We start from the raw sequence: 20,680 nt of genomic DNA, 5'->3' as shown, positions 1-20,680 counted from the left end.
GGCAAGCTTAATCATGGGATCCATGCCGCTTTTTCTAGAAAGCAATCATGTCCCATGTATCAACCGTTATTCAATAATATAATCCCATAGGGGAACAAAGGAGCTTAAAACGCATGTCTGAGAACAAAAAACACCAAGGCAACTACGAGGGAACGGCATCCATGGAAGCCGAAAATCAGGATATGGAGTTTGTCAACGATACAGTAGAAGGCACGAAAAATACCAAAAACTTAAATGGCGCCATTACTAAAGAAGAATAGTTAGAAGCAGCTGAGAAAAATATCGACAAGCGGTCTGGCGTAGATAATGCCAGGCTTTTTGTTATTTCAAGGACATTTTGTCCCTCCCCCTCATTTCAGTCCAGAGTTTGTGCAAACGACGAAATCTACATTACTTCTACATAATTCGTTGATATGTTATAAGAGGGTAAGAGAAGAAATCGGAGGAATGAGATGAAAACTATTTTAGTAGTCGATGATGAAGCCAAAATTCGTGATGTCCTGGTGTCTTACCTCGAAAAAGAAGGCTTTCATTTGCTTGAAGCAGAAACTGGCCAAGAGGCCATCCATAGGGTGCAAAACCAATCTATCGATCTCGTCATCCTCGATCTTATGCTTCCGGATATGCAAGGGGAACTTGTATGTCAAAAAATTCGTCAAATCAATTCGGTTCCCATTCTCATGCTCACAGCCAAAGTGTCGGAGAATAACCGGATCCAAGGCTTGTCTATCGGAGCTGATGATTATTTAACCAAGCCGTTTGATCCACGAGAGGTTGTCGCCAGAGTCCGGGCTATTTTAAGACGAACCGATGACAATCATTTGCTCGCTGACTGTCTATCCTTTAACAACGGACAGCTGCTGATCGATTCATTAAAGCATTCTGTCTCTTGTAATGGAGAAGCTGTTTATTTAACTCCAAATGAATATAAATTGCTCCTGTCTTTAGCGAAATACCCCCAGCGGCATTTCACACGTGAGGAACTGGTGGAAAAGGTTCTGGGCTTTGAGTTTGAAGGGGATATTCGTGCCATAGACCAGCATGTGAAAAATATACGTCATAAAATCGAGCCTGATCCGAGAAAACCCAGATATATTGTAACTGTTTACGGCTACGGCTATCGTTTTACGGGGGGTGTTGAATGAACAAGCGATTGTATACACGCCTTGCGGTCATTATTATCGCCACAGCAGTCTGTATCTTACTGATTTCTACATTAAGCGTGATTATGGCGACGCATTACCATATCTCTATGTTTCAGAGCCAAGCCTCCAATACCCATCATGATATCTCTCAATTGGATTTTCATTTGGAGCAGGCACTTATTCAATCCATCATATGGACCTTCGCAGGCTCTATCCTCTTGGCGGTTCTAATTGGTTTATATGTGGCCAAACGAATATCGGCACCACTCCTTCAGATGAAGCGGGTAGCTGAACAGATGACAAAAGGTCAGTTAACCTCCAGAGTCACGATTCAAGGCTCAGATGAACTGTCTGAACTGGGTGCTTCATTAAATGAGCTGGCGGCGCAGCTTCATAAACAAGAGGAGCTGCGGATCCTCATGACCGAAGATATTGCACACGAGCTGCGAACACCCTTGACAACGCTGAAGAGCCATATGAGAGCCATGTCGGATGGCATTTGGGAGCCCACTCCAGAACGGATTTATTCCTGTTATGAAGAGACTGAACGTTTAACCCATATGGTTGCTGAGCTGGAGGATCTTACACAAATGGAATCGCCGGGATTTCAATTGGAGCGAAAGCAAGAGCCGTTAGATACCATCATTCTAAAAGGGGCTGAGCTGGTCTCCGCTGCTTTTAATGAAAAAAAGGTTCGGCTACATGTTAAGGATTTACCAGGTACCTTGCTGAATGTAGACCCAAATCGAATGATTCAAATATTGGTTAATTTACTGAGCAACGCTCTTAAATTTACCCCCGAGGACGGGGAGGTTTGTATTGAAGCAGTGGAAGAAGAACAGCATGTGCTGATTCATATCAAGGATACTGGCGTAGGTATAGCCCCGACTATTTTACCCTATGTATTCGAACGTTTTTACAGAGGAGATAAGTCCAGAAATCGTAAAACCGGTGGTTCAGGTTTGGGATTAACTATTGTTGAGAAGCTTGTAAAAGCTCACGGAGGGCAGATTTGGGCAGAGAGCAATCAAGGCACCTCTTTTTACATTCGACTTCCCCAAAATAGCGGATAACTCATAACATTTATACAGTTCTACACAGGATCTACAAAAGTGGAGGTTAGACTACATATATCCTCGTTGATTAACAACAGAGAATTAATTGAAAAGGGAGGCCTTATCTGTGAAAAAAACAATAACCGTGGGAATTGTATCTGTGGCAACCGCACTGTCCTTAACAGGCTGCTTCAACAATGAGAAATCTTCTATGTCGCAAGAAGGTCATACTATGGGGAACATGGGACAACCAATTACTGCGCAGAGTCAGCAGGCTGCAGCCAGTAATATGCCTTGGATAGCCTCGAAAAATACAACACGTATCAATACGAATGATGCTGCTGAAGCTGCAGCTCTGATCTCCAAAACGCTCTGGATGGCTACCGCCGACGATAATCGGCCAGGAGGAATTGTTCTAGCGAATCCAAAGGATTGGCAAACTACTCTGGTTAGCGCGGATTTAATTCATAATCCCAATAACGGTCCCGTTCTATTTGTGAATAAAGATGGTATCCCGGAAGCCACCCTTAATGAAATAAAGCGCCTGAAGCCAAAGGGTGTGGAAATGAACAAAGGAATTCAGGTCATTCTGGTTGGCGATCTCGATCCAACAGTGGAGGATCAAGTTAAGGCGCTTGGTTTGAAAACCGATAAGATTGCAGGAGGAAACCCGGCAGCGATAGCCAAGGCTGTGGATGCCTATTATACGAATGTAACTAAAGAGAATCCCCCTTCGGTGATTGTAGGTTCAATGGATAGTAAGGAGTATACAATGCCTGCTGTGAATTGGATTGCTCATATGCCGGAGCCGCTGCTGTATGTGAAAAAGGATGAACTTCCTCAAGAAACGATTGATGCTTTAAAAACACGCGGAGGAAAGGCCAATATCTACATTCTGGGCCCTGAATCAGTAGTATCGGCAAATGTCCAGAACCAACTGGGACAGTACGGGAAGGTTGTACGCATTTCGGGCAATGATCCTTATGAGAATGCAGTGGCTTTTGCGAAATATAAAGATCCAATGACTGACTTTGGCTGGGGGATCACAACACCTGGACATAACTTCTCTTTTGTTAATAATGACTCATCCTTATTAGCACTAGCGGCAGCACCTTTGTCCCATCTGGGTAAACACGCGCCACTGCTTTGGACCAAAAAAGACAAAATGCCGGATTCCGTTATGTCGTATGTGATGTCGGTGCAGCCGAAATATAAACAATCTCCATCAGAAGGACCTTATAACCATGCCTGGTTAACGGGAAGTGAGGATGCTCTCAGTAGCACTGCCCAAGGCGAAATCGATTCCATGCTTGAAATTGTATCCGCATCGGGAGAAGGGCATGGCGGGCATGGGGCCAGCAGCACGAAGCCTGCCACACCTCCAGCCGGAACAGGTGGGCATGATATGTCCAGCATGCCAAAGGCACGGTGAAGCCAGCTAGGTTAATGTTATTTAGCCAGACCATGTAAATTTTGGCATCTCAAAAAAGTCCTTAACGGACTTTTTTTGTTATTCTACTTGTTTTAATCCATTTATACATCTAAGATAACGAATGCCTAAAACTTAAAAAACTGAGAAATATTAAACCAGTGGTAGAATTTACTAGATATATGGCTGAATTCCCTCGAGTGATGCAGGTTAGCCACAGGATTGCGGTTATGTACAAAGGGAATGTTGTGGAAATGCGTGAAAGCGCCGGATTCCATCTGGAAGCTACACATCCTTACACACGCAGTCTGCTCGATGCAGTCCCCAAGCATCGATCATCCGTATCTAGGCGGTAACCGGATGAATAATTTTGGGGCATCCTGAGGTTTTCTCCTATGGAGAAGCCTTTTTTTGCACATAGCTCAGGCCTCTTTACTGCAGGAATACAGCAAATAAACCATCCTCACCTACTCATGGTCATGTAGATTGGGGATGGTTCATCTTGTTGTTCTAATTATCAGCAAGCTCACACCAAATGGCCAGCTTGGCGTCCAACGTCATCGTTCTAGCCGGACTCGAAGAAGGGAATGTCCGGTAGCGCAGCTCCTTGCCCAGACCTATTGCCTGAAGCCTAGGCAAAACACGCTTGCGATATAGCTGTTCCGCTGCCTGACCGTTGAAAAATACCCTCTCCACGGCCGGATAGTCACGAAAAAATGCTGCAAAATCATTCTCCTCAGGCTCTCGAATATCCGCGTCTAAACTGCCTTCCCTCACGCATGTCCCCAGCACATCCCACAGTGCAATCTTGTGTTTCAATACAAAGGCCAAACGTTCGCCATATTGGTCATTTGGCGAGGCTCCGCCTCCGTATAGCTTGTATATCAACGGCCAGAAATGATTGCGGGGATGTCCGTAATATTCCTGCTTGCTCAAAGACAACGCCCCTGGCATCGATCCCAGCACAAGCGTTTTACAAGCTTCGTTCACGACCGGGGGCAGCCCTTGCAGACGAACTTCTTTGTCGGTCATTCCAATCCCTCCTAATATCCGGGCTAAGCCTGAGTCGATGATTTTCGCAGCTTCGCATGCTTTAAGGGCCAGTTGAGGAGCAGTAATCCGCCGATGAATAGTGCCGCTCCGCTTATAATGTATATCGAAATCGGTTCACGGAAGAACAGGTAGGACCATAGAATCGAAAATAACACACTGCTGTTCCCGACTAGAATAAGTACGGCAAAGCTCACCCTTTTCATAGCCTTGGCATACCAATTGAAGCTAAGCCCGGTAATCAATCCCAATAAAACTAACGCTCCTACACCCCATAGGCTGAACGGGCCGGTTGCATGAGCTTGGAGAGGCAGCGGCAAAGCCATGAGCAGTGAGCACCAGAAAAAGACCGAGAAATTCATGTTCTCAGAGTCCATCGACTGAATCAATACTTTTTGACTGAGGACGTGGAAGGACGTCCCTACAGCGGAAAGGACAAATAATAAGGTGGTGAAGCCACTGCCTGACACTATTTGATCAACCGGTTGACCGTTCCAGCTAATAAACAACACTCCGATTATACAGATGGCAGCAGCGGCCCAACCCCGTTTGGAAACATGCTCCTTAAAATAAAAGGCGGAGAGCAGCAGTAAAATAACCGTTTGGATCGGGCCGATTAGTATATTCCCATACGAATACCCGCTCGACAAAGCGAGGTTCTCAAAATAATAATTGCAGCACTTACCCAGCGCTCCAATCCAAATCCATTTGTGATTCAGACGAATCCGCAGCTTCTTATCTCTCCAAAAAAGCAAAAGGCCCAAAAAAACAATGCCCAGCGAAAACCGGGCAAATGTAATCGTAGCGCTATCAACCATTATTCCTGCTGTTTTGACTAGTATCCCTACAAAGCTCCATGATAAAATGGCAAGAAAAAGTAGAAAGTATCCCATGCTGTTAGTTACTCCTCATTAAGCGGCAAAGCCCGTCAGCTTGAATGGCTTGCTTTAAGTGCGCTAATCTTAAATATCTTCTTACATATTAATTCAAAATCCGCTATAAAACGATATTTTTATTGTATCACAGCTTATTAAGTAACTATATTAAAAAAAGTAATCCAAGCGGCAGCTTTTTACGTAATCACTCATACATGGGTTTTACGTTTCACAAGGAGGAAGTTATATGAATGAGTACTACATTGTTTATAAGAAAAAAATACTTCACGGGCCAATGAGCAAAGAAGGAGCTATTAAAAAGCTCTTTGAGATGAGTTCTACTCTTAAAGGTCTCCGTGTCCGCTCTTTTTACGGCAAGAAGGATATACCTTCCACAGAAGAAACCACGGAAGAACAGGAAATAAGCCCCGCTTCGTTTGCAGAAAATGACAATCAGGGTATGCCTTAGCTACCTTATTCTTCAAAACGGCAGTTCTACCTCTCCATGATGAGAAAAAGTCCCTAACACATGCAATCCATAAGATTGTATACATTAGGGATTTTATAATTTATATGATGCCAACTTGAAGCTACCCTCGCAGGAGCGATTCCGCACCGTCAATATAAATTTCAGTACCGGAAATATGAGACGATTCACTAGAAGCGAGGAACAGCGCCAAATCAGCTACTTGCTCTGCCGATCCTGGATTTCGTTCCAGCGGATGATCCCCTTCCGGAAATTCAACGGGAATACGGATTTCATCCACCTGAGGCATGAAATGAGTATTATCCCCAATACGGGTATGGATAGCCCCTGGGCAAATGGCGTTGACGCGTATTCGGTATCGAGCCAGCTCCAAGGCAGCCATCTTCATAAAAGCAACCTGCGCCGCTTTGGTTGTGCTGTAGGTACTGAAGCCGAAATTAGAAAATACGCGGTTACCATTAATGGAGCTGGTAATAATTACACTCCCTCCCTGTTTCTTGAGATGAGGAATCGCATATTTTACCGTCAGGAAGGTTCCCTTCAAATTAATATCTACCGTCTGCTCCCAATCCTGCACACTCATGTGCTCAATGGCATTCAGAACGCCATTGATGCCGGCGTTAGCATACACAATATCCAGCCGTCCGTAACGCTGTACAGCCTCATCCATCGCATGCTGCATTTCCTCCGGACGTGATATATCGGCATTGATGGCATAGGCTTCGCCGCCCGCAAGCGTGATTTCCTCTTGAACCTCTTTGGCGGAATCCAGTCCCCGGTTCAGGACGCAAACCTTAGCTCCATGCCTGGCATACAGCAGTGCCGATGCTTTCCCTATACCGGAGCCTCCTCCAGTTACAAGGGCTACTTTGCCTTGCAGCCGCTGCTGAATCTGTTCCTTAGTCGCTTCTCCTTCTCCCATATCCAGAACCTCCCTTAACAGCTAGCTAATTGCTGTAGCCGTGCAGCATAGCCCATTGTTGACGGGAATCATAGGACGCATGGAGCGAATTCGCGTTCCCCGCCTCGGAAGAATCCATATATGGGCGATGCGCCACTAAAGCATTCGGAGCAACAACGGCGATTTCATCTTCGTGACCTTCGATAACTGCACCGTCTTCAATAACCGCACCTTCTCCAATTATGGCATGAGAGATCGTTACACCACGACCTACTAATACGTTGGGCATCAGCACACTGTCGTGAATCCGGCTTCCTGCACCTATCCTCACACCGGCGAACAGTACGGTACGGTATAAGCTGCCATGGATTTCGCTGCTGCGATGTGCCAAGGATTCCACAATATCCTTTTGCGGAAATATGGAACGCAATCCGTCAGCATGCTGAGAGCGACTATAGGTTGGCCAGACCATCGGCTGAAGATCTAATGCCTGTCCACCAAGTAAATCCATATGAGCTTCCCACAAGCTTTTAACTGTACCTACATCACGCCAGTACCCTTCGAATTCATAAGCATAGAGCTTTCCTTGAAGCTGCAGCATTCGGGGGATTAGATCCTTGCCAAAATCATGACTGGAACGAGGATTCCGAGCATCCTCTATAAGTTGTTCCCGTAAATAGGACCAACGGAATATATAAATACCCATCGAAGCAAGGTTGCTGGTTGTTTTGGTTGGTTTTTCCTTGAATTCAGTGATCCGCAAAGTTTCATCTGTATTCATAATACCGAAGCGGTGAGTCTCCGCCCAAGGAACCTCCATAACAGAAAGCGTTGCATCCGCTTCATGCTGTTTATGAGCCTCCAAGATAGAGCGGTAGTCCATTGAATAAATATGATCACCGGATAAAATTAATACATGCTCAGGATTATGTTGATCGATAAAATTAATATTTTTATAGATGGCATCCGCTGTGCCGGTATAACAATTCGTACCTGTAGTCAGGGGCGATAATAAGGATACCCCTTCCTGCTTCTCCCTATTGAGCCCCCAAGGCTCACCACTGCCGATATGTCGGTGCAGCGATTCTGACTCATATTGTGTCAACACTCCAACCGTTTGAATACCCGAATTAGCGCAATTACTTAAAGGAAAATCTATAATACGGTATTGGCCGCCGAAAGGAACGGCGGGCTTTGCCAGTTTTTTAGTAAACGGGGATAATCTTCGACCTTCTCCACCAGCCAGAAGCATGGCAATACAATCCTTTTTTGTCATTTAGAATCTGCCTCCCATTGTCCGTTTGTATGGTTTTATTAAACGTACAAGCCCGATTTTGAAACATTTTCCTTTTTCCGGATGGCAGTTCCTACCATTGATTACATCTTCAAGAGGCGCAATATAATTGGTTAATTATTGCTCATTTCTTTAAAAATTACCGGATTGCTTGCAGTCCCCTTGTTTTTCTGGTTCGAGTCTGCCCACCAATTTGTCTAAATGCCGCTCAATACGGTCCAGTCGTTTTTGAATATCAATGTTTTCTTTCTCAGCCTGATAATTGATAGCGAAGCTTAATACGGATTCCTGCTTGTCTCGAGCTGCCTGCCGATTCTGACTCATCAAAATAACAGGGGCTTGAAAGGCGGATAAAGTCGACAAAAATAAATTAAGTAAAATAAACGGAGGATCATCGAATCTTAGAGGAATAACAACCAAATTCCAAATCATCCAAAGGGCCAAGAACACAGAAAAATAAACGATAAATGCCCAACTGCCGCCAAAGCAAGCAATTTGATCAGCCAGACGTTCTGACCACTTGCTTCGTTTTTCCTGCTGCTCAATTAAATGTGTCTTGATGCGCCCTTTATAGTCATTAACCATATCAGTGACGCGTTTTAACTGTTCAGCATTAAGCGGTTGTACATTCTCGCTCTCCAGCTCATCTACGAGCTTCTCCTGAAGGTCATGCTTGTCCTGCTCCTCGCTCAATGATTTCTCTAACATTAACATCCCTCCTTATTCAAAAGGTTATCCGGCTTTTCTTTTACAAATCAATCCGATTAAGGACTTAGTCCAAGCTGCGCCGCAAAATACGGTAGCCGAACCCCTCCAATTCAATATTCATCAAGCCATCAACGGGACGGACTTCCTCACCGGTTAGCGCATCGCACCAATCTTCTGTGTCCATCGGGTGAGACAGCAGTGTTGCTTCCTCCGTATTGTTCATCCATACCGTAAAATGCTCCCCGCTGCCTATCCGCTCATAAATGATCCTTTGATCGCCGCGGTCCGCCTTCAGAAACCGAAAAGCTCCATTTACCAAAACCTCGTTCCCGCGGCGCAGTCCGATCAGCAGTTTATAGAAATCATACAGCTCACGGTCCTGTTTCTCGGGATCCCATTCCATGCATTTGCGGCAATCCGGGTCATTGTCTCCAGTAAGTCCTATTTCATCCCCATAAAAGATACAAGGTGTACCCATATAAGTAAGCAGAAAGACAACGCACAGCTTTAACCGACGTTTATCCTCTGCTACTCGGGACATCACCCTGGGGGTATCGTGGCTGCATAGTAAATTAAAGATGACCTCATTCGTTTGCTGGGGATACCGCATTAAGAGCCCTCCCATACTGTTCGCAAACGTAAAGCCGTCCATACTTCTCCTACAATATAGGCATCCGGGTTAGCCGCTTTAACCACCTTGCGGAAATTCCTCCAAAAATGGTGATCAACCTCATTCGCTACATCCAATCTCCATCCGTCAATACCCATTTCCTTAATCCAAAATTCGGCTACATCCAGCAAATAATGCTTTACCTTCGGGTTGGCCGTATTCAGCTTGGGCATGTTGCCGAAAAAACCAAACGTGTCATAGTTGGGAAGGCCTTCCTTAACCTCTAGAGGATAGCTGTCTATATGAAACCAATCCGCATATTTAGATTTTTCCCCATGCTTCAGCACATCTTGAAATGGCGGGAACTGCTCGCTGCAATGATTGAACACCGCATCCAGCATTACACGAATATTTTTACTATGGCAAGCATCGACCAGCTTACGCAGCAGCTCGTTGTCACCGAAGGATGGATCAACCTTTTTATAGTCGACAGTATCGTACTTATGGTTGGAAGGCGCGTCAAACACCGGAGTTAAATAAATGGCATTGATACCAAGATCGGTCAAATAATCCAATTTATCGATGATCCCTTGCAAATCGCCCCCAAATGAGTTTTCCCAGGTTGGCTGCTCGCCCCAAGGAGCCGTGCCTTCAGGATCATTGGAAGAATCTCCGTTGCAGAATCGGTCAGGGAATATTTGATAAAAAACAGCGGATTTAGCCCATTCGGGTACCATATTCAAATCTATCTCATGAATATAGGGGAAGTCATAATAACCCCCTGCCGGGAATGGGCGGTCATGAGCAATATCGTTCTCGGTCATCCAAATGGTTTCCGAGCCGGCTCTCAACCTAAAGCAGTAGGAGACACGCCCATATTCCGGTTTGACCGCGACTTCCCAATAATCAAACATTCCGTCCGCGGCGGTTTTTACCATCGGGTACTCTGAATATGTACGTTCCCAGTCGTATTTGTCTCCCGTTTCCACCACTACCTCTTCCACATCATCTCGTTTTGTTCTAAATCTCAAATGGATCGTTTCTTTATCATACGCATACGCCCAATTGCTTTGAGCTACGTGGTAAAAGCATTCCAGCAGCATAACTCCGCCTCCCATCCGTCTTAACATCACATTAACCAGCTTAGGATTATATCCAAACATAGGAAATAACAACAAAGACCCTCAATACCCTTGAAAATAAAGGGCTTGAAGGTCTTTGTTCGGGTATATTTTATTTAATCTTTCTGTACAGCCTTTCGGTTTCGCTTATTTGCTCGTAGTACTGCTCGAAGCCACTGAACCGAATCGTCTCGCGCTCTCCGACAGCAAGAACTCCGAATTGGGCGAGGCTTTCATGGAATAGGCTGTGAACCCGCTGCTGCAAATTTCGATTGAAATAAATCATTACATTCCGGCAAAAGATAACGTGAAACTCATTGAAGGATTGATCTGTAACAAGATTATGCCCGGCAAAAATAACTTGCTCCAGAAGTGAAGGATTAAAAGTTACTTTATTGCCATCCCCTGAGCTAACCGTATAATAATCGGAGAATGAGGCTTTACCGCCTGACATCATATAGTTGTTTGTGTATTGCTGCATGCTGCCGATCAATACTCTGCCTGACTGCGCCTGCTCCAATGCCTCCTGATCAATATCCGTCGCATAAATCCGTGTCTTTTCGTACAACCCTTCCTCTTGAAGCAAAATGACCATAGAGAGCACTTCCTCTCCAGTGGAGCAGCCGGCATGCCATATCCGGATAGACGGATACGTATGAAGATACGGCACTACTTTGGTTCGGAATTTCTTGAACAAGGATGGAGTTCTAAACATCTCGGTAACGTTAATCGTCAAGTTGCGCAGCAGCAACTCCATCGAGTCCGGATCATGGAGCACCCGTTCCAGCAGCGCGGTTATAGTGGGTAAACCTTGCTGTTTCGTAGCATGCGTGATTCTCCTGCATATGGAATCATAAGCATAGTCTCGGAAATCATTGCCATACATTCGATAAATGCCTTCCAGCAGCAGCTCGATCTCAATTTTCTGTCTCTCTTCATCAATCAGGTCCTTAGCGCTATGCAGATCGCTTAAGAAATCGGACACAGCCTTCACCCCCGTTACTTATATAACCAAACCTTTAACAAAGAAAGCAGCTTGTCCGTATTAATAGGTTTGCTGATGTAATCGGATGCTCCTGCGTCCATGCACTTTTGCCGGTCCTCTTTCATAGCTTTGGCTGTTAATGCAATAATAGGCAGCTGCTTGTACTCAGGGTTGCTGCGTATATGCTTCATGGCTTCGTAGCCGTCCATTTCAGGCATCATAATATCCATCAGCACTAAATCAATATCCGGATGCATCTCCAATACTTTCAAAGCTTCGCGCCCGTTCTCGGCATAGGTCACCTTTAAATTGTGCTGCTCAAGCACATTGGTCAGTGCAAATACGTTGCGAATATCATCCTCAACCAGCATAATATGCTTTCCTTCGAACACATCCTCACCATTTTGCAGGTTTTTCAGCAGCATTCGCCGATCCTCAGGCAATTGCGCCTCTACACGGTGAAGATATAAAGTAATTTCGGCGTATAACCGCTCTTGCGATTTTACATTCTTGACGATAATGCTCTCTGCATATTTACGGAGCTCACGCTCTTGATTCGAATCAAGATCTTTACCGGTAAAAATAATGATCGGCAGCGTGTGCAAATTGTCTATATTGCGTATCTGGTCCAACAGCTCGAATCCGGACATATCAGCCAATTCCAGATCTAATACCATACAGTCAAAATGTCCTTCATTTAACTCGTGAAGCGCCTCTTTCCCATAGCCGACAGCCGTAATATCTACATCGTCATGTTTAATCAGCTCAACCAGACTCTTACGCAGCGGAATGTTATCCTCCACTATCAGCAGCCGCTTGGGAGTCCGGTTCAGAATATCCTCAACCTTCTCGAATGCTTCCACCAGCATTTCTTTACTGATTGGCTTTTTCAAATAGGCCATTGCTCCGGAAACCAAACTTTGCTGCGGCTCGTCTGCAACGGAAAGCACGTGAACCGGAATGTGCCGGGTATCTGGGTTCTGTTTAAGTAGATCCAACACCGTCCAGCCGTCCATAACCGGCAAATGAATATCAAGCATAATCATGTCCGGCTTGTAGGCATAAGCTAATGCCAGCCCTTTATCCCCCTGAGTAGCGACTAACCCCTTAAATCCGCGAGAGCGTGCCATATCAAGAATGAACTGGGCAAAAGGAACATCGTCCTCCACAATCAGCATCAATCTATCACCATTCCCGATACTATCCCGATCATCCTTCACCTCTCCTGGTGTAAGCAGCTTAGGATCGGATAAGACCAACTGCGGTATAACTATTTCGCTTATATGTGGAACTCCTGAGCCGATACCCGCCACTGCCGGCTCTGCCGCTGCAGCTATTTCGTCCATCATATTAGGAATAAGCTCATCGGGCGAAGTAATTGCGGGCATATATAGCGTGAAGGTACTGCCTTGTCCTTCCTGGCTTTCCACGTCTATCTCCGCGCCGAGAATCTGAGCCAATTCACGGCTGATTGTAAGTCCCAAGCCGGTTCCTCCATATTTGCGGCTGGTCGTGCCGTCAACCTGCTGGAAGGCTTCAAAGATCATAGCTCGCTTATCTTCCGGAATCCCTATGCCTGAATCTGTAACAGCGAATGCAATGGCTGCTTGCTTGCCCCCGCCGAGTTTATGGGAGAACGCATATTCCGTCGAATAAATTCGTAGAACAATCTGGCCCTCTTCCGTGAATTTAAAAGCATTTGACAAGAAGTTCTTAAGAATCTGCATAAGCCTGTGGCTATCTGTATAAAAGAAGGAAGGAACCTCCGGCTCCGCCTCAATCCTGAACTGCAGGGCTCTCTTGGCGGCAACCGGCTGGAAGCTGCGGCGCATTTGCTCGCTTATTTCCTCGATTACGGTAATATCTACGTTCAAATCCAGCTTTCCGGCTTCCACCTTGGATAAATCAAGAATTTCGTCAATCAGGCGAAGCAGGTCACCGCCGGATGCATGGATTGTGTTTGCGAATTCAACCTGCTCGCTGCTAAGATTACCGTCTTTATTTTCCCCTAAAAACTGTGACAAGATCAGCATGCTGTTCAGAGGAGTTCTGAGCTCATGAGACATATTGGCCAAAAACTCGGATTTATATTGAGACAAGGCTGACAGCTCCTCCGTTTGCTTCTGGAGGGCTTCTCTCTGCCGTTCGATTTCTGAATTTACTTCCTCCGTAAAGCGCACCTGAGCCTCCAGCTGATACGAACGCTTGGACAGCTCTACGTTTACCTTCTCCAAATCCTCTTGCTGCCGCTGCAGCCTTTCTTCCGATTTTTTCAAGGAGTCATTAGAAGTCTTCATCTCTTCTTGCTGGCTTAATAATTCTTCAGATTGAGCTTGCAGCTCCTCCGACTGTGTCTGAAGCTCTTCGGTGAACGCTTGGGATTCGGCCAGCAGCCGATCGATTTCCATCCGTCCCAGCACACTATTGACAGCAATGCCAAATGAGCAGCGAATTTGCCGCAGCAGTTCTTGATGAAGCTCATTGAAAGGCTGCAGGGAAGCCAGTTCAACAACAGCCTCCACCTTGCCCTCATATTCAATTGGGGTAATAAGAATATTTTTCGGAGCAGCATGCCCCAAACTAGAAGAAATACGAATGTACGAGTCCGGAATATCCTGCAGCAGAAACATTCTGTTCTCCAGCGCAGCTTGTCCTACAAGCCCTTCACCCATCCGAAGACCTGGTTTGCCTATCGTTTCGCCGCCATCCCCCGCATAGGAAGCAATCTTTGTAAGACGCTGAAATTCGCCCCTTCCAGTCCTAAGGTAGAAGGCTCCATAGGATGCGTCCAGGATGGAAGCCAGCTTCCCGATGAACAAGGAGCCAAGCTCCGTAATATTGTTAACGCCTTGGTTCATAGACGCGACCTCAGCAATGCCCGTCTTTAACCAATCCTGCTTCCGAACGCTTTCCAGCAGCGTGTTAGCGGCATCGGCAAGCTCCCGGACTTCATCGTTCGTCTTCACCTCGATAAAGGTGTTCAAATCGCCTTCCGAAGACGCAATTTTCTGGAGAGCAGAGACCACCTGCTTAATCGTATGGACAATGGAGCGTGAAACCAACGTTCCCCCCATAACAGACAGGATAACAGCCAGCAGTGCAAGCAAGTACATGGTGGTTTGAAGCTCCGTGTTATTGGCTTCCAGATCAGCGACACGAGCTGTGGTCAGCTCCTTCTCCACGCTGCGGAAGGTATTCCATTGGTTGCGCATGAGATCCATGTATTTCTTACCTGGGTCTGTCTTATAATACTGCAGTATTTCTACCATTTTGTTCTCATTGCGCAAGGGAATGATCTTATCTCCGGACGCAGCTATCCATGTCTCGATGTTGGTTTTAATTGCTTCCAGAGCTTTGAGCTGGGCCGGACTATCAGTAAGAAGCTTATATAGCTCGTTGTAGCTCTGCAGCCATTTGCTTTTCCCATCATTATAAGGCTCCAAATACTGGGACTCTCCGGTAATAATATAGCCTCGCTGTCCGGTTTCCATATCCAGCACATGCTTTTCAATTTGATTCGATAAAGTGTGTACGGCCAGGTCATGATCAGTAATGAAGCTAACTTCTTTTTGCAGCGCGTATATACGGTCCATAAGGAAAAAAATAGACATACCCATACATAAAATAACTAGAAAATAGCCTAATGCAATTTTGGAACCGATGTTCCATTTCCTGTTCTTTAGCATCCTGCATCTCCTCTAACTATGTAGTCCAATAATACCCATCCTACAATTATAGCATAGCTGCAAAAACACAGAAACCAATAAACTTCCATTATTTTCATAATTTACTTCGATCACCAGATACTGCGGCCCTAAAACATCGTATATATGCAAACAACCACCGGAAATAGGTCTTATTGACCCTGCCGGTGGTTATTTGCTTGGCAATATTTACACCTTAAAGCGGTTAGCGGTTGCTTTCAATTGCTGAGCAGCTTCACTCAGCTCTCCTGAAAGGGTGCTGGTCTCCTCTGAATCATGAAGCTGTGATTGCGAGGCTTCCGCCATTCTACCTGCATACTCTGAGGTTGTACTGGCAATTCTGGCCATTTCCTCAATGCTGGCCGCTACTTCCTCGGTACCGGCTGACATCTGCTCGGCTGCGGCTGATACTTCCTCCATCTGTTCAGATGTTCTATGTACGGAATGAAGCATACGTTCCAGCGAGCTGCGAACCGTAGTAACCTCCTGTACGCCATCCTGCACATCGCGCCCACCGGTTTGCATCGCTGTAACGGTTGTCCTCATTGCCATCTGGATATCGGACACCATCTCGTTGATCTGCTGGGCAGAAGCCTCCGATTGGTCGGCCAGCTTGCGAACCTCGCTCGCTACAACCGCAAAGCCCTTTCCTTGCTCCCCGGCTCTAGCCGCTTCAATGGCTGCATTAAGTGCAAGCAGCCCCGTCTGTGACGCAATCCCAGAGATAACCTGCGCCATCTCTCCTACGGACTGCATGCCTTCCTCCAGCTTCTGGATGGCTGCTCCAACTTCGCTCGCCGATTGACTCATGGTTACCATCTGTTTCATCGCTCTCTCCGATGCTACATTCCCTTGCTCCACTTCACGTACTAGATGCTGTGTAGCTTCGGTCACTTGACCCGATGCTTCAGCAATACGCTGAATACCGAGCGCCATTTCCTCCATTGCCTTCACACTGTCCTTGGCACCAATCGCTTGATTGTGCGCTCCAGCAGCCATTTCACGAACGGTGTGAGAAATCTCTGTCGAAGTCAATGTCGACCGTGACGCCTTCTCCGACAAAATATTCGAAGTATCGCCCACTCTGATTGACATAAAGCGTATCGAACCGATAATTTCCTGTAAATGCTCAATGAACCGGTTAATCTCCTGGGATAGACGAGCCAGCTCGTCCTTGCCTTGAACCGGGATTCGGTAGGTTAAATCAGCCTCTTGTGAATTTAAATTCACAGCAGCCCGCAGTACAAAATCAAGCTTTCTTGCTACAATAATCCGTGAAAGCAGGAACAGCATAGCCAGCACGCCAACATACAAAATAGCAAGCTCCAGAGCGATCTTCCAGCGCTGCTTCGCGATCATTACTTCTATGCTTTCCTTGGACATAGCGATCCGCGCTGCTCCCCAATGCTTGCCCGCAATAGTTATTGGGTAGGAAACTACCCAACGCTCGACTACTTTGCCTTCAACGATTTGCGGATATTTTTGCAGCATCGATTTGGAAGTATCCTTGTTGGCTACATCAGCATAACCCACAGCATCATTAAAAACACGGTTACTGCGGTTTTTTTGACTCAATAGCCCTGTAGTGCCCCAAGCATCCTTGGAATCCTCCCCAACCAAGCTGTAAAGCGAATTATGTGTCGCAACAAATCCTGCGTAATCAGGATTATCCGAGTAGGCGGCAGCCACAGCGAACACGATACTATTATCGGTCATGAAGCTATCCATAACCTTCTGCCAGTGGTCGTCTGTATAAATATCATAGGCACTTGTATATTTCTGCTCATATTGTGCTAGCGGAATCTTCCTTCCATCAAAAAGCGTTTGCGTCGCCTCAGCATAAGTTTTATCTTGTGAACGCTTTTGCATTTCTTTATCGCTACCAGGCACAGGTTGCAGCTTATCATTGAAAAGGTTTGCACGAAGTTCTTCGCCTGTCCATTTACCCCCCCCCTTGATGAGGGTACCGTCGCGGATATCATCATCCGCTATGCTCTCCAGCGATTTGGCCAGTGAAATCGCCAGACTGCTGCCTTTTTGATACAACTGATCTTCGGCGTCCTTTCGGATTTCCTGCCACTGATAAGCATAAATACCGCCTATTAACACCAACAGAAGCACCCCTGTAAATAACATAAACCTTACAGTAATAGAATGTATCCATTTAAACATCGGGAGCACCTCCGCAATAAAAATCAAATTTTACCCATTATACAACGATAAATAGGAAAATATACCCGATTTGATCAGCAATTAATGACAATTTATTTCAAAATTCTTCACAAATAATTCATAATGCCAGAATGGCGACGGTCGGGAGTGCTGGCCATCGACAAGACGGCTTTTTTCCCTCGCTTACCGACGTTGTCCGATCACAGAAAATAAGAGCGTTCCCACCATTATCAAAGCTAACACGATAAAAAAAGCCTTGAAAAAACCGGACCAGAAGGAAGGCTCCGGTTCATCGTCAGGCGTTCGCAAAAAACGTTCATACACCCACACTGCAACAACTGTCCCTAGAGAGAGCTTAATGGCAAATCGCAAAAGCGTAAGTATGTACTCCCGCATTGGCAAAGCTTCACTTGAATAAAGACCTCTGCCCGGCTGGGTAGTGACGGTATCCGCACAAAACAGAATGGCCAAAAACAAACCTACAATAAAACCATAAATTCCAGCCTTGACCAAAAGGCGTTCCATGTCCAATTCCCTCCTTCTGTCAGCTCCGTTCCGCAGCCGCTTCCAGCAGCGGCCCCAGCTCATCACGCAGCGCGCGCTCCAAATACGGCTCAGCCTGCAAAAAGCTGCGGAAATCCACATAGCTGCTTACCATCTCAGCACGTTCGGCTTTAGATGGCTGCTTCCCTTTTACAGCGCGGATCAGCAAGTTTTTTGGGGTATGCTCCATGTCGATGAACTCCAGCAGCTGTGTTCGGTAGCCGACAATGTCAAGCAGCTTCGCCCGAATTGCATCCGTTGCCAATGCAGAGAATCGCTCCTTCAGGATGCCATGCTGCAGAAGCGGGGCAAGTACATCATTGCGGACCTGACGGAACAGCTCATGCTGGCAGCAGGGTACCGACAGGATAACATCCGCCTGCCAGCGTACCGCCTTCTCCAGCGCGGCGTCTGTAGCTGTATCGCAAGCGTGCAGGGTAACCACCATGTCCACGCGTTCCAGCTCATTATATTGCGCGATATCCCCAACCAGGAACTGAAGCTGATCGTAGCCGAATTTCTGAGCCAAGCCGCTGCAGTGACGGATCACATCTTCCTTAAGATCCAAACCAATCACACGGATATCGAGCCCTTGCAGCTCTTTTAAATAGTGGTACAAAGCAAACGTAAGATACGATTTGCCGCAGCCGAAATCAACGATATTCAGCGTTCGGTCTTGCGCCAAATGCGGCACGACGTCTGCAATAAGTTCGATGAACCGGTTGATTTGCTTAAATTTGTCATACTTCTGGGCCTTTACTTTTCCTTCTGCGTTCATGATACCGAGCTCCACCAGGAAAGGTACAGGTGTGCCTTCCTCAAGCAAATAGTTCTTCTTACGGTTATGAGTAAGCTCAGCGGCTTGCTTCTTAGTAGGCGGTTTCTTAAGAATACCGGCCTTCCCTTTCTTGCTGATCAGCACTTGATAATCAGCATCCCCCGCCTGCAGCAGCCCTTGACGGAATGTATCCTGCAGCAGAGCATTTATTTTAGAAGCCGCTTCTTGGGGCAGAACATTATCATGCAGCACCTTAGTGCCGCAGTAAGAGCTGAACTGATAATGCAGTGTCCCTTTCAGCTCTAGCGGCTTGACGGTTACTTTACTGCATCCGGCCGGATCGTTGCGCCTTACTTGGCTGAAAGTCCCTTGAATCAATGAGCCTTGAGCGATCAAATCGCTTATTAACGTATCTAACTCTAACGATTGCATTCGTTTCCATTCTCCGTTCTTGTTGTAAATGCTAGAAAGTGGGCTTCAACCGGATCAGTTGGTCATCCTCCGCGCCTGGCTGGCCGCGTCCGTCACGGTTATTCGTCATGATGTATATGGAGCCATCCGGACCTTCCACCACATTGCGGATGCGGCCCCATTCATCCTTGAACAGCGGCTCAGCCTTTTGCACCGAAACCTGGTCATTCCCAAGCACTACCCGCTGCAGCTGCGTCCCCCGCAGATTGGCCGCCAAAAGGCTCCCCTTCCACGGTCCTTTGGTGATAAAGGTGATGCCGGAAGGAGCCCAAGTGGTATCCCCGCTATGCAGCAGCGGCAGCTTCAATGGCCCGGGACCCTTCTTGGCGGCATCCTTGGCCGGCACCTGCGCTTCGTCGCCTTGAACGAGCGGCCACCCGTAATTAGCACCGGGCTCGATCAGATTAAACTCATCATGAGCCGTTTGACCGTGCTCTGTGCTAAACAGTCTGCCTGTTGAAGGATGCCAGGCCAAGCCCTGTGGATTTCTATGCCCGAGGCTGTACACAGGCGATCCGGGAAACGGGTTGTCGCCAGGAATCGTACCGTCTGTGCGGATACGAAGAATTTTTCCCCCAAGCTGAGCGACGTCTTGAGCAATCGACGATTTGGCGGCATCGCCATTCGTTATGTATAACAGCCCGTCCGGGCCTATCTTCACTCGGCCGCCGTCATGAATGCGGTCACCTGGCAGCGCGTCCAGCAGCACCTTGTCCACCTTCGCTTTGCCGCCGCTCTCCACCATTCGCAGCAGCCGATTATAAGCTTGACCACCCTCTTGGTACGTATGATACACGTACATGTAATGATTGCTGCTAAAATTTTTGTCCAAAGCAATTCCCAGCAAGCCTGCTTCCGATTCCGTATACAGCGGCGGCTTCTCGAAACGAAAGACAGGTTCGGGCTTCAGCAAGCCCTTCTCAATGACCCGAATCCCGCCTCCGCGCTCGGTTAGGAAAATGCGCCCATCCGGTGCGAAATCCATATCCCATGGGACATTCAGCTTAGAGGCGACAATCTCCCTGGTATAAGGAATAGAGGAGGGAGCTTCTGCCCCTGAAGCAGATGTCTCCGGAGCCGTTGAAGTCGGAGGTTTGCCTGCCGGTCCATTCTGCACCCCAAAGCATCCCGTCGATGCAAGCATTACGGACATTACTCCAAGAGCCATCCATACAGATAAGCTGCCCATACCCTAATTCCTCCTCTAATGAACTTTCATATCGATTTTTCCTTATTATACCTAATGCTGCACCATGAATGCCAATCTGAGCCCTGCCTCCAAAAGAAAAGCTTCATTCAAAACCCTCTCGATGAAGATACATTCGTGTCTAAGTTGTAGCTTTTCTTATTAT

General features: G+C 46.7%; 17 protein-coding genes and 1 pseudogene. 6 read left to right on the top strand and 12 right to left on the bottom strand.

Features of this window, described 5'->3' with window-relative positions:
* Positions 1-113: 113 nt before the first annotated feature.
* From ACFQ0C_RS35070 to ACFQ0C_RS35050, 5 genes are all read left to right on the top strand, one after another.
* The gene (locus ACFQ0C_RS35070) at positions 114-260 is read left to right on the top strand and encodes a hypothetical protein (RefSeq protein WP_171650237.1); all 147 of its coding nucleotides are present in this window, start codon (positions 114-116) and stop codon (positions 258-260) included.
* A 192-nt stretch (positions 261-452) separates the two neighbouring features.
* Positions 453-1,145: a response regulator transcription factor gene (locus ACFQ0C_RS35065; protein WP_379373985.1), complete on the top strand. Its 693-nt coding sequence runs from the start codon at positions 453-455 to the stop codon at positions 1,143-1,145.
* Positions 1,142-2,218: a sensor histidine kinase gene (locus ACFQ0C_RS35060; protein WP_379373983.1), complete on the top strand. Its 1,077-nt coding sequence runs from the start codon at positions 1,142-1,144 to the stop codon at positions 2,216-2,218. The genes ACFQ0C_RS35065 and ACFQ0C_RS35060 overlap by 4 nt, the downstream gene beginning before the upstream one ends.
* A gap of 109 nt (positions 2,219-2,327) precedes the next feature.
* Positions 2,328-3,632 carry a cell wall-binding repeat-containing protein gene (locus ACFQ0C_RS35055; RefSeq protein WP_379373981.1) on the top strand — a complete coding sequence of 435 codons (1,305 nt, stop codon included), beginning with the start codon at positions 2,328-2,330 and terminating at the stop codon, positions 3,630-3,632.
* A gap of 227 nt (positions 3,633-3,859) precedes the next feature.
* Positions 3,860-3,985: a hypothetical protein gene (locus ACFQ0C_RS35050; RefSeq protein ID WP_379373979.1), complete on the top strand. Its 126-nt coding sequence runs from the start codon at positions 3,860-3,862 to the stop codon at positions 3,983-3,985.
* Between the two features lie 154 nt (positions 3,986-4,139).
* Here the strand turns inward: ACFQ0C_RS35050 and ACFQ0C_RS35045 are convergent, their stop codons facing one another.
* Together ACFQ0C_RS35045 and ACFQ0C_RS35040 are read right to left on the bottom strand one after the other, a co-directional pair.
* Positions 4,140-4,661 (bottom strand): DNA-deoxyinosine glycosylase, encoded by a 522-nt coding sequence (locus tag ACFQ0C_RS35045; protein WP_379373977.1) that lies wholly within the window; start codon positions 4,659-4,661, stop codon positions 4,140-4,142.
* Between the two features lie 23 nt (positions 4,662-4,684).
* On the bottom strand, positions 4,685-5,572 hold the full coding sequence (locus ACFQ0C_RS35040; RefSeq protein WP_379373975.1) for a DMT family transporter: 888 nt from the start codon (positions 5,570-5,572) through the stop codon (positions 4,685-4,687).
* Positions 5,573-5,801: 229 nt separating this feature from the next.
* Here ACFQ0C_RS35040 and ACFQ0C_RS35035 point away from each other — a divergent pair, with 229 nt between their 5' ends.
* Positions 5,802-6,023, top strand: a complete 222-nt coding sequence (locus tag ACFQ0C_RS35035) for a hypothetical protein (RefSeq protein WP_379373973.1) — start codon at positions 5,802-5,804, stop codon at positions 6,021-6,023.
* A 121-nt stretch (positions 6,024-6,144) separates the two neighbouring features.
* Here ACFQ0C_RS35035 and ACFQ0C_RS35030 read toward each other — a convergent pair whose 3' ends face one another.
* The 10 genes and pseudogenes from ACFQ0C_RS35030 to ACFQ0C_RS34985 form a co-directional block, all read right to left on the bottom strand.
* Complete coding sequence (locus ACFQ0C_RS35030) at positions 6,145-6,963, bottom strand: SDR family oxidoreductase (protein WP_379373971.1); 819 nt, start codon at positions 6,961-6,963, stop codon at positions 6,145-6,147.
* A gap of 25 nt (positions 6,964-6,988) precedes the next feature.
* A complete protein-coding gene (locus ACFQ0C_RS35025; protein ID WP_379373969.1) occupies positions 6,989-8,218 on the bottom strand; it encodes a glucose-1-phosphate adenylyltransferase in 1,230 nt (409 codons plus the stop codon).
* Between the two features lie 150 nt (positions 8,219-8,368).
* Positions 8,369-8,944 (bottom strand): DUF1003 domain-containing protein, encoded by a 576-nt coding sequence (locus ACFQ0C_RS35020; protein WP_379373967.1) that lies wholly within the window; start codon positions 8,942-8,944, stop codon positions 8,369-8,371.
* Positions 8,945-9,008: 64 nt separating this feature from the next.
* A pseudogene (locus tag ACFQ0C_RS35015) lies at positions 9,009-10,657 on the bottom strand (alpha-glycosidase).
* A 130-nt stretch (positions 10,658-10,787) separates the two neighbouring features.
* Positions 10,788-11,660, bottom strand: a complete 873-nt coding sequence (locus ACFQ0C_RS35010; protein ID WP_379373965.1) for a CheR family methyltransferase — start codon at positions 11,658-11,660, stop codon at positions 10,788-10,790.
* Between the two features lie 14 nt (positions 11,661-11,674).
* Positions 11,675-15,346, bottom strand: a complete 3,672-nt coding sequence (locus ACFQ0C_RS35005) for a response regulator (protein ID WP_379373963.1) — start codon at positions 15,344-15,346, stop codon at positions 11,675-11,677.
* 207 nt (positions 15,347-15,553) lie between these two features.
* On the bottom strand, positions 15,554-17,536 hold the full coding sequence (locus tag ACFQ0C_RS35000; RefSeq protein WP_379373961.1) for a methyl-accepting chemotaxis protein: 1,983 nt from the start codon (positions 17,534-17,536) through the stop codon (positions 15,554-15,556).
* Positions 17,537-17,719: 183 nt separating this feature from the next.
* Positions 17,720-18,061, bottom strand: coding sequence for a hypothetical protein (locus ACFQ0C_RS34995; RefSeq protein ID WP_379373959.1), 342 nt, complete (start codon positions 18,059-18,061; stop codon positions 17,720-17,722).
* Between the two features lie 19 nt (positions 18,062-18,080).
* Positions 18,081-19,289: a class I SAM-dependent methyltransferase gene (locus ACFQ0C_RS34990; protein ID WP_379373957.1), complete on the bottom strand. Its 1,209-nt coding sequence runs from the start codon at positions 19,287-19,289 to the stop codon at positions 18,081-18,083.
* Between the two features lie 31 nt (positions 19,290-19,320).
* Complete coding sequence (locus ACFQ0C_RS34985; RefSeq protein WP_379373955.1) at positions 19,321-20,517, bottom strand: PQQ-dependent sugar dehydrogenase; 1,197 nt, start codon at positions 20,515-20,517, stop codon at positions 19,321-19,323.
* Positions 20,518-20,680: the final 163 nt, after the last annotated feature.

This window comes from Paenibacillus sp. GCM10027630 (assembly GCF_042676305.1).
Classification (GTDB): Bacteria; Bacillota; Bacilli; order Paenibacillales; family NBRC-103111; genus Paenibacillus_S.
The sequence above is the reverse complement of the archived record's forward strand: the minus strand, read 5'-3'. Positions and strand labels throughout refer to the sequence as shown.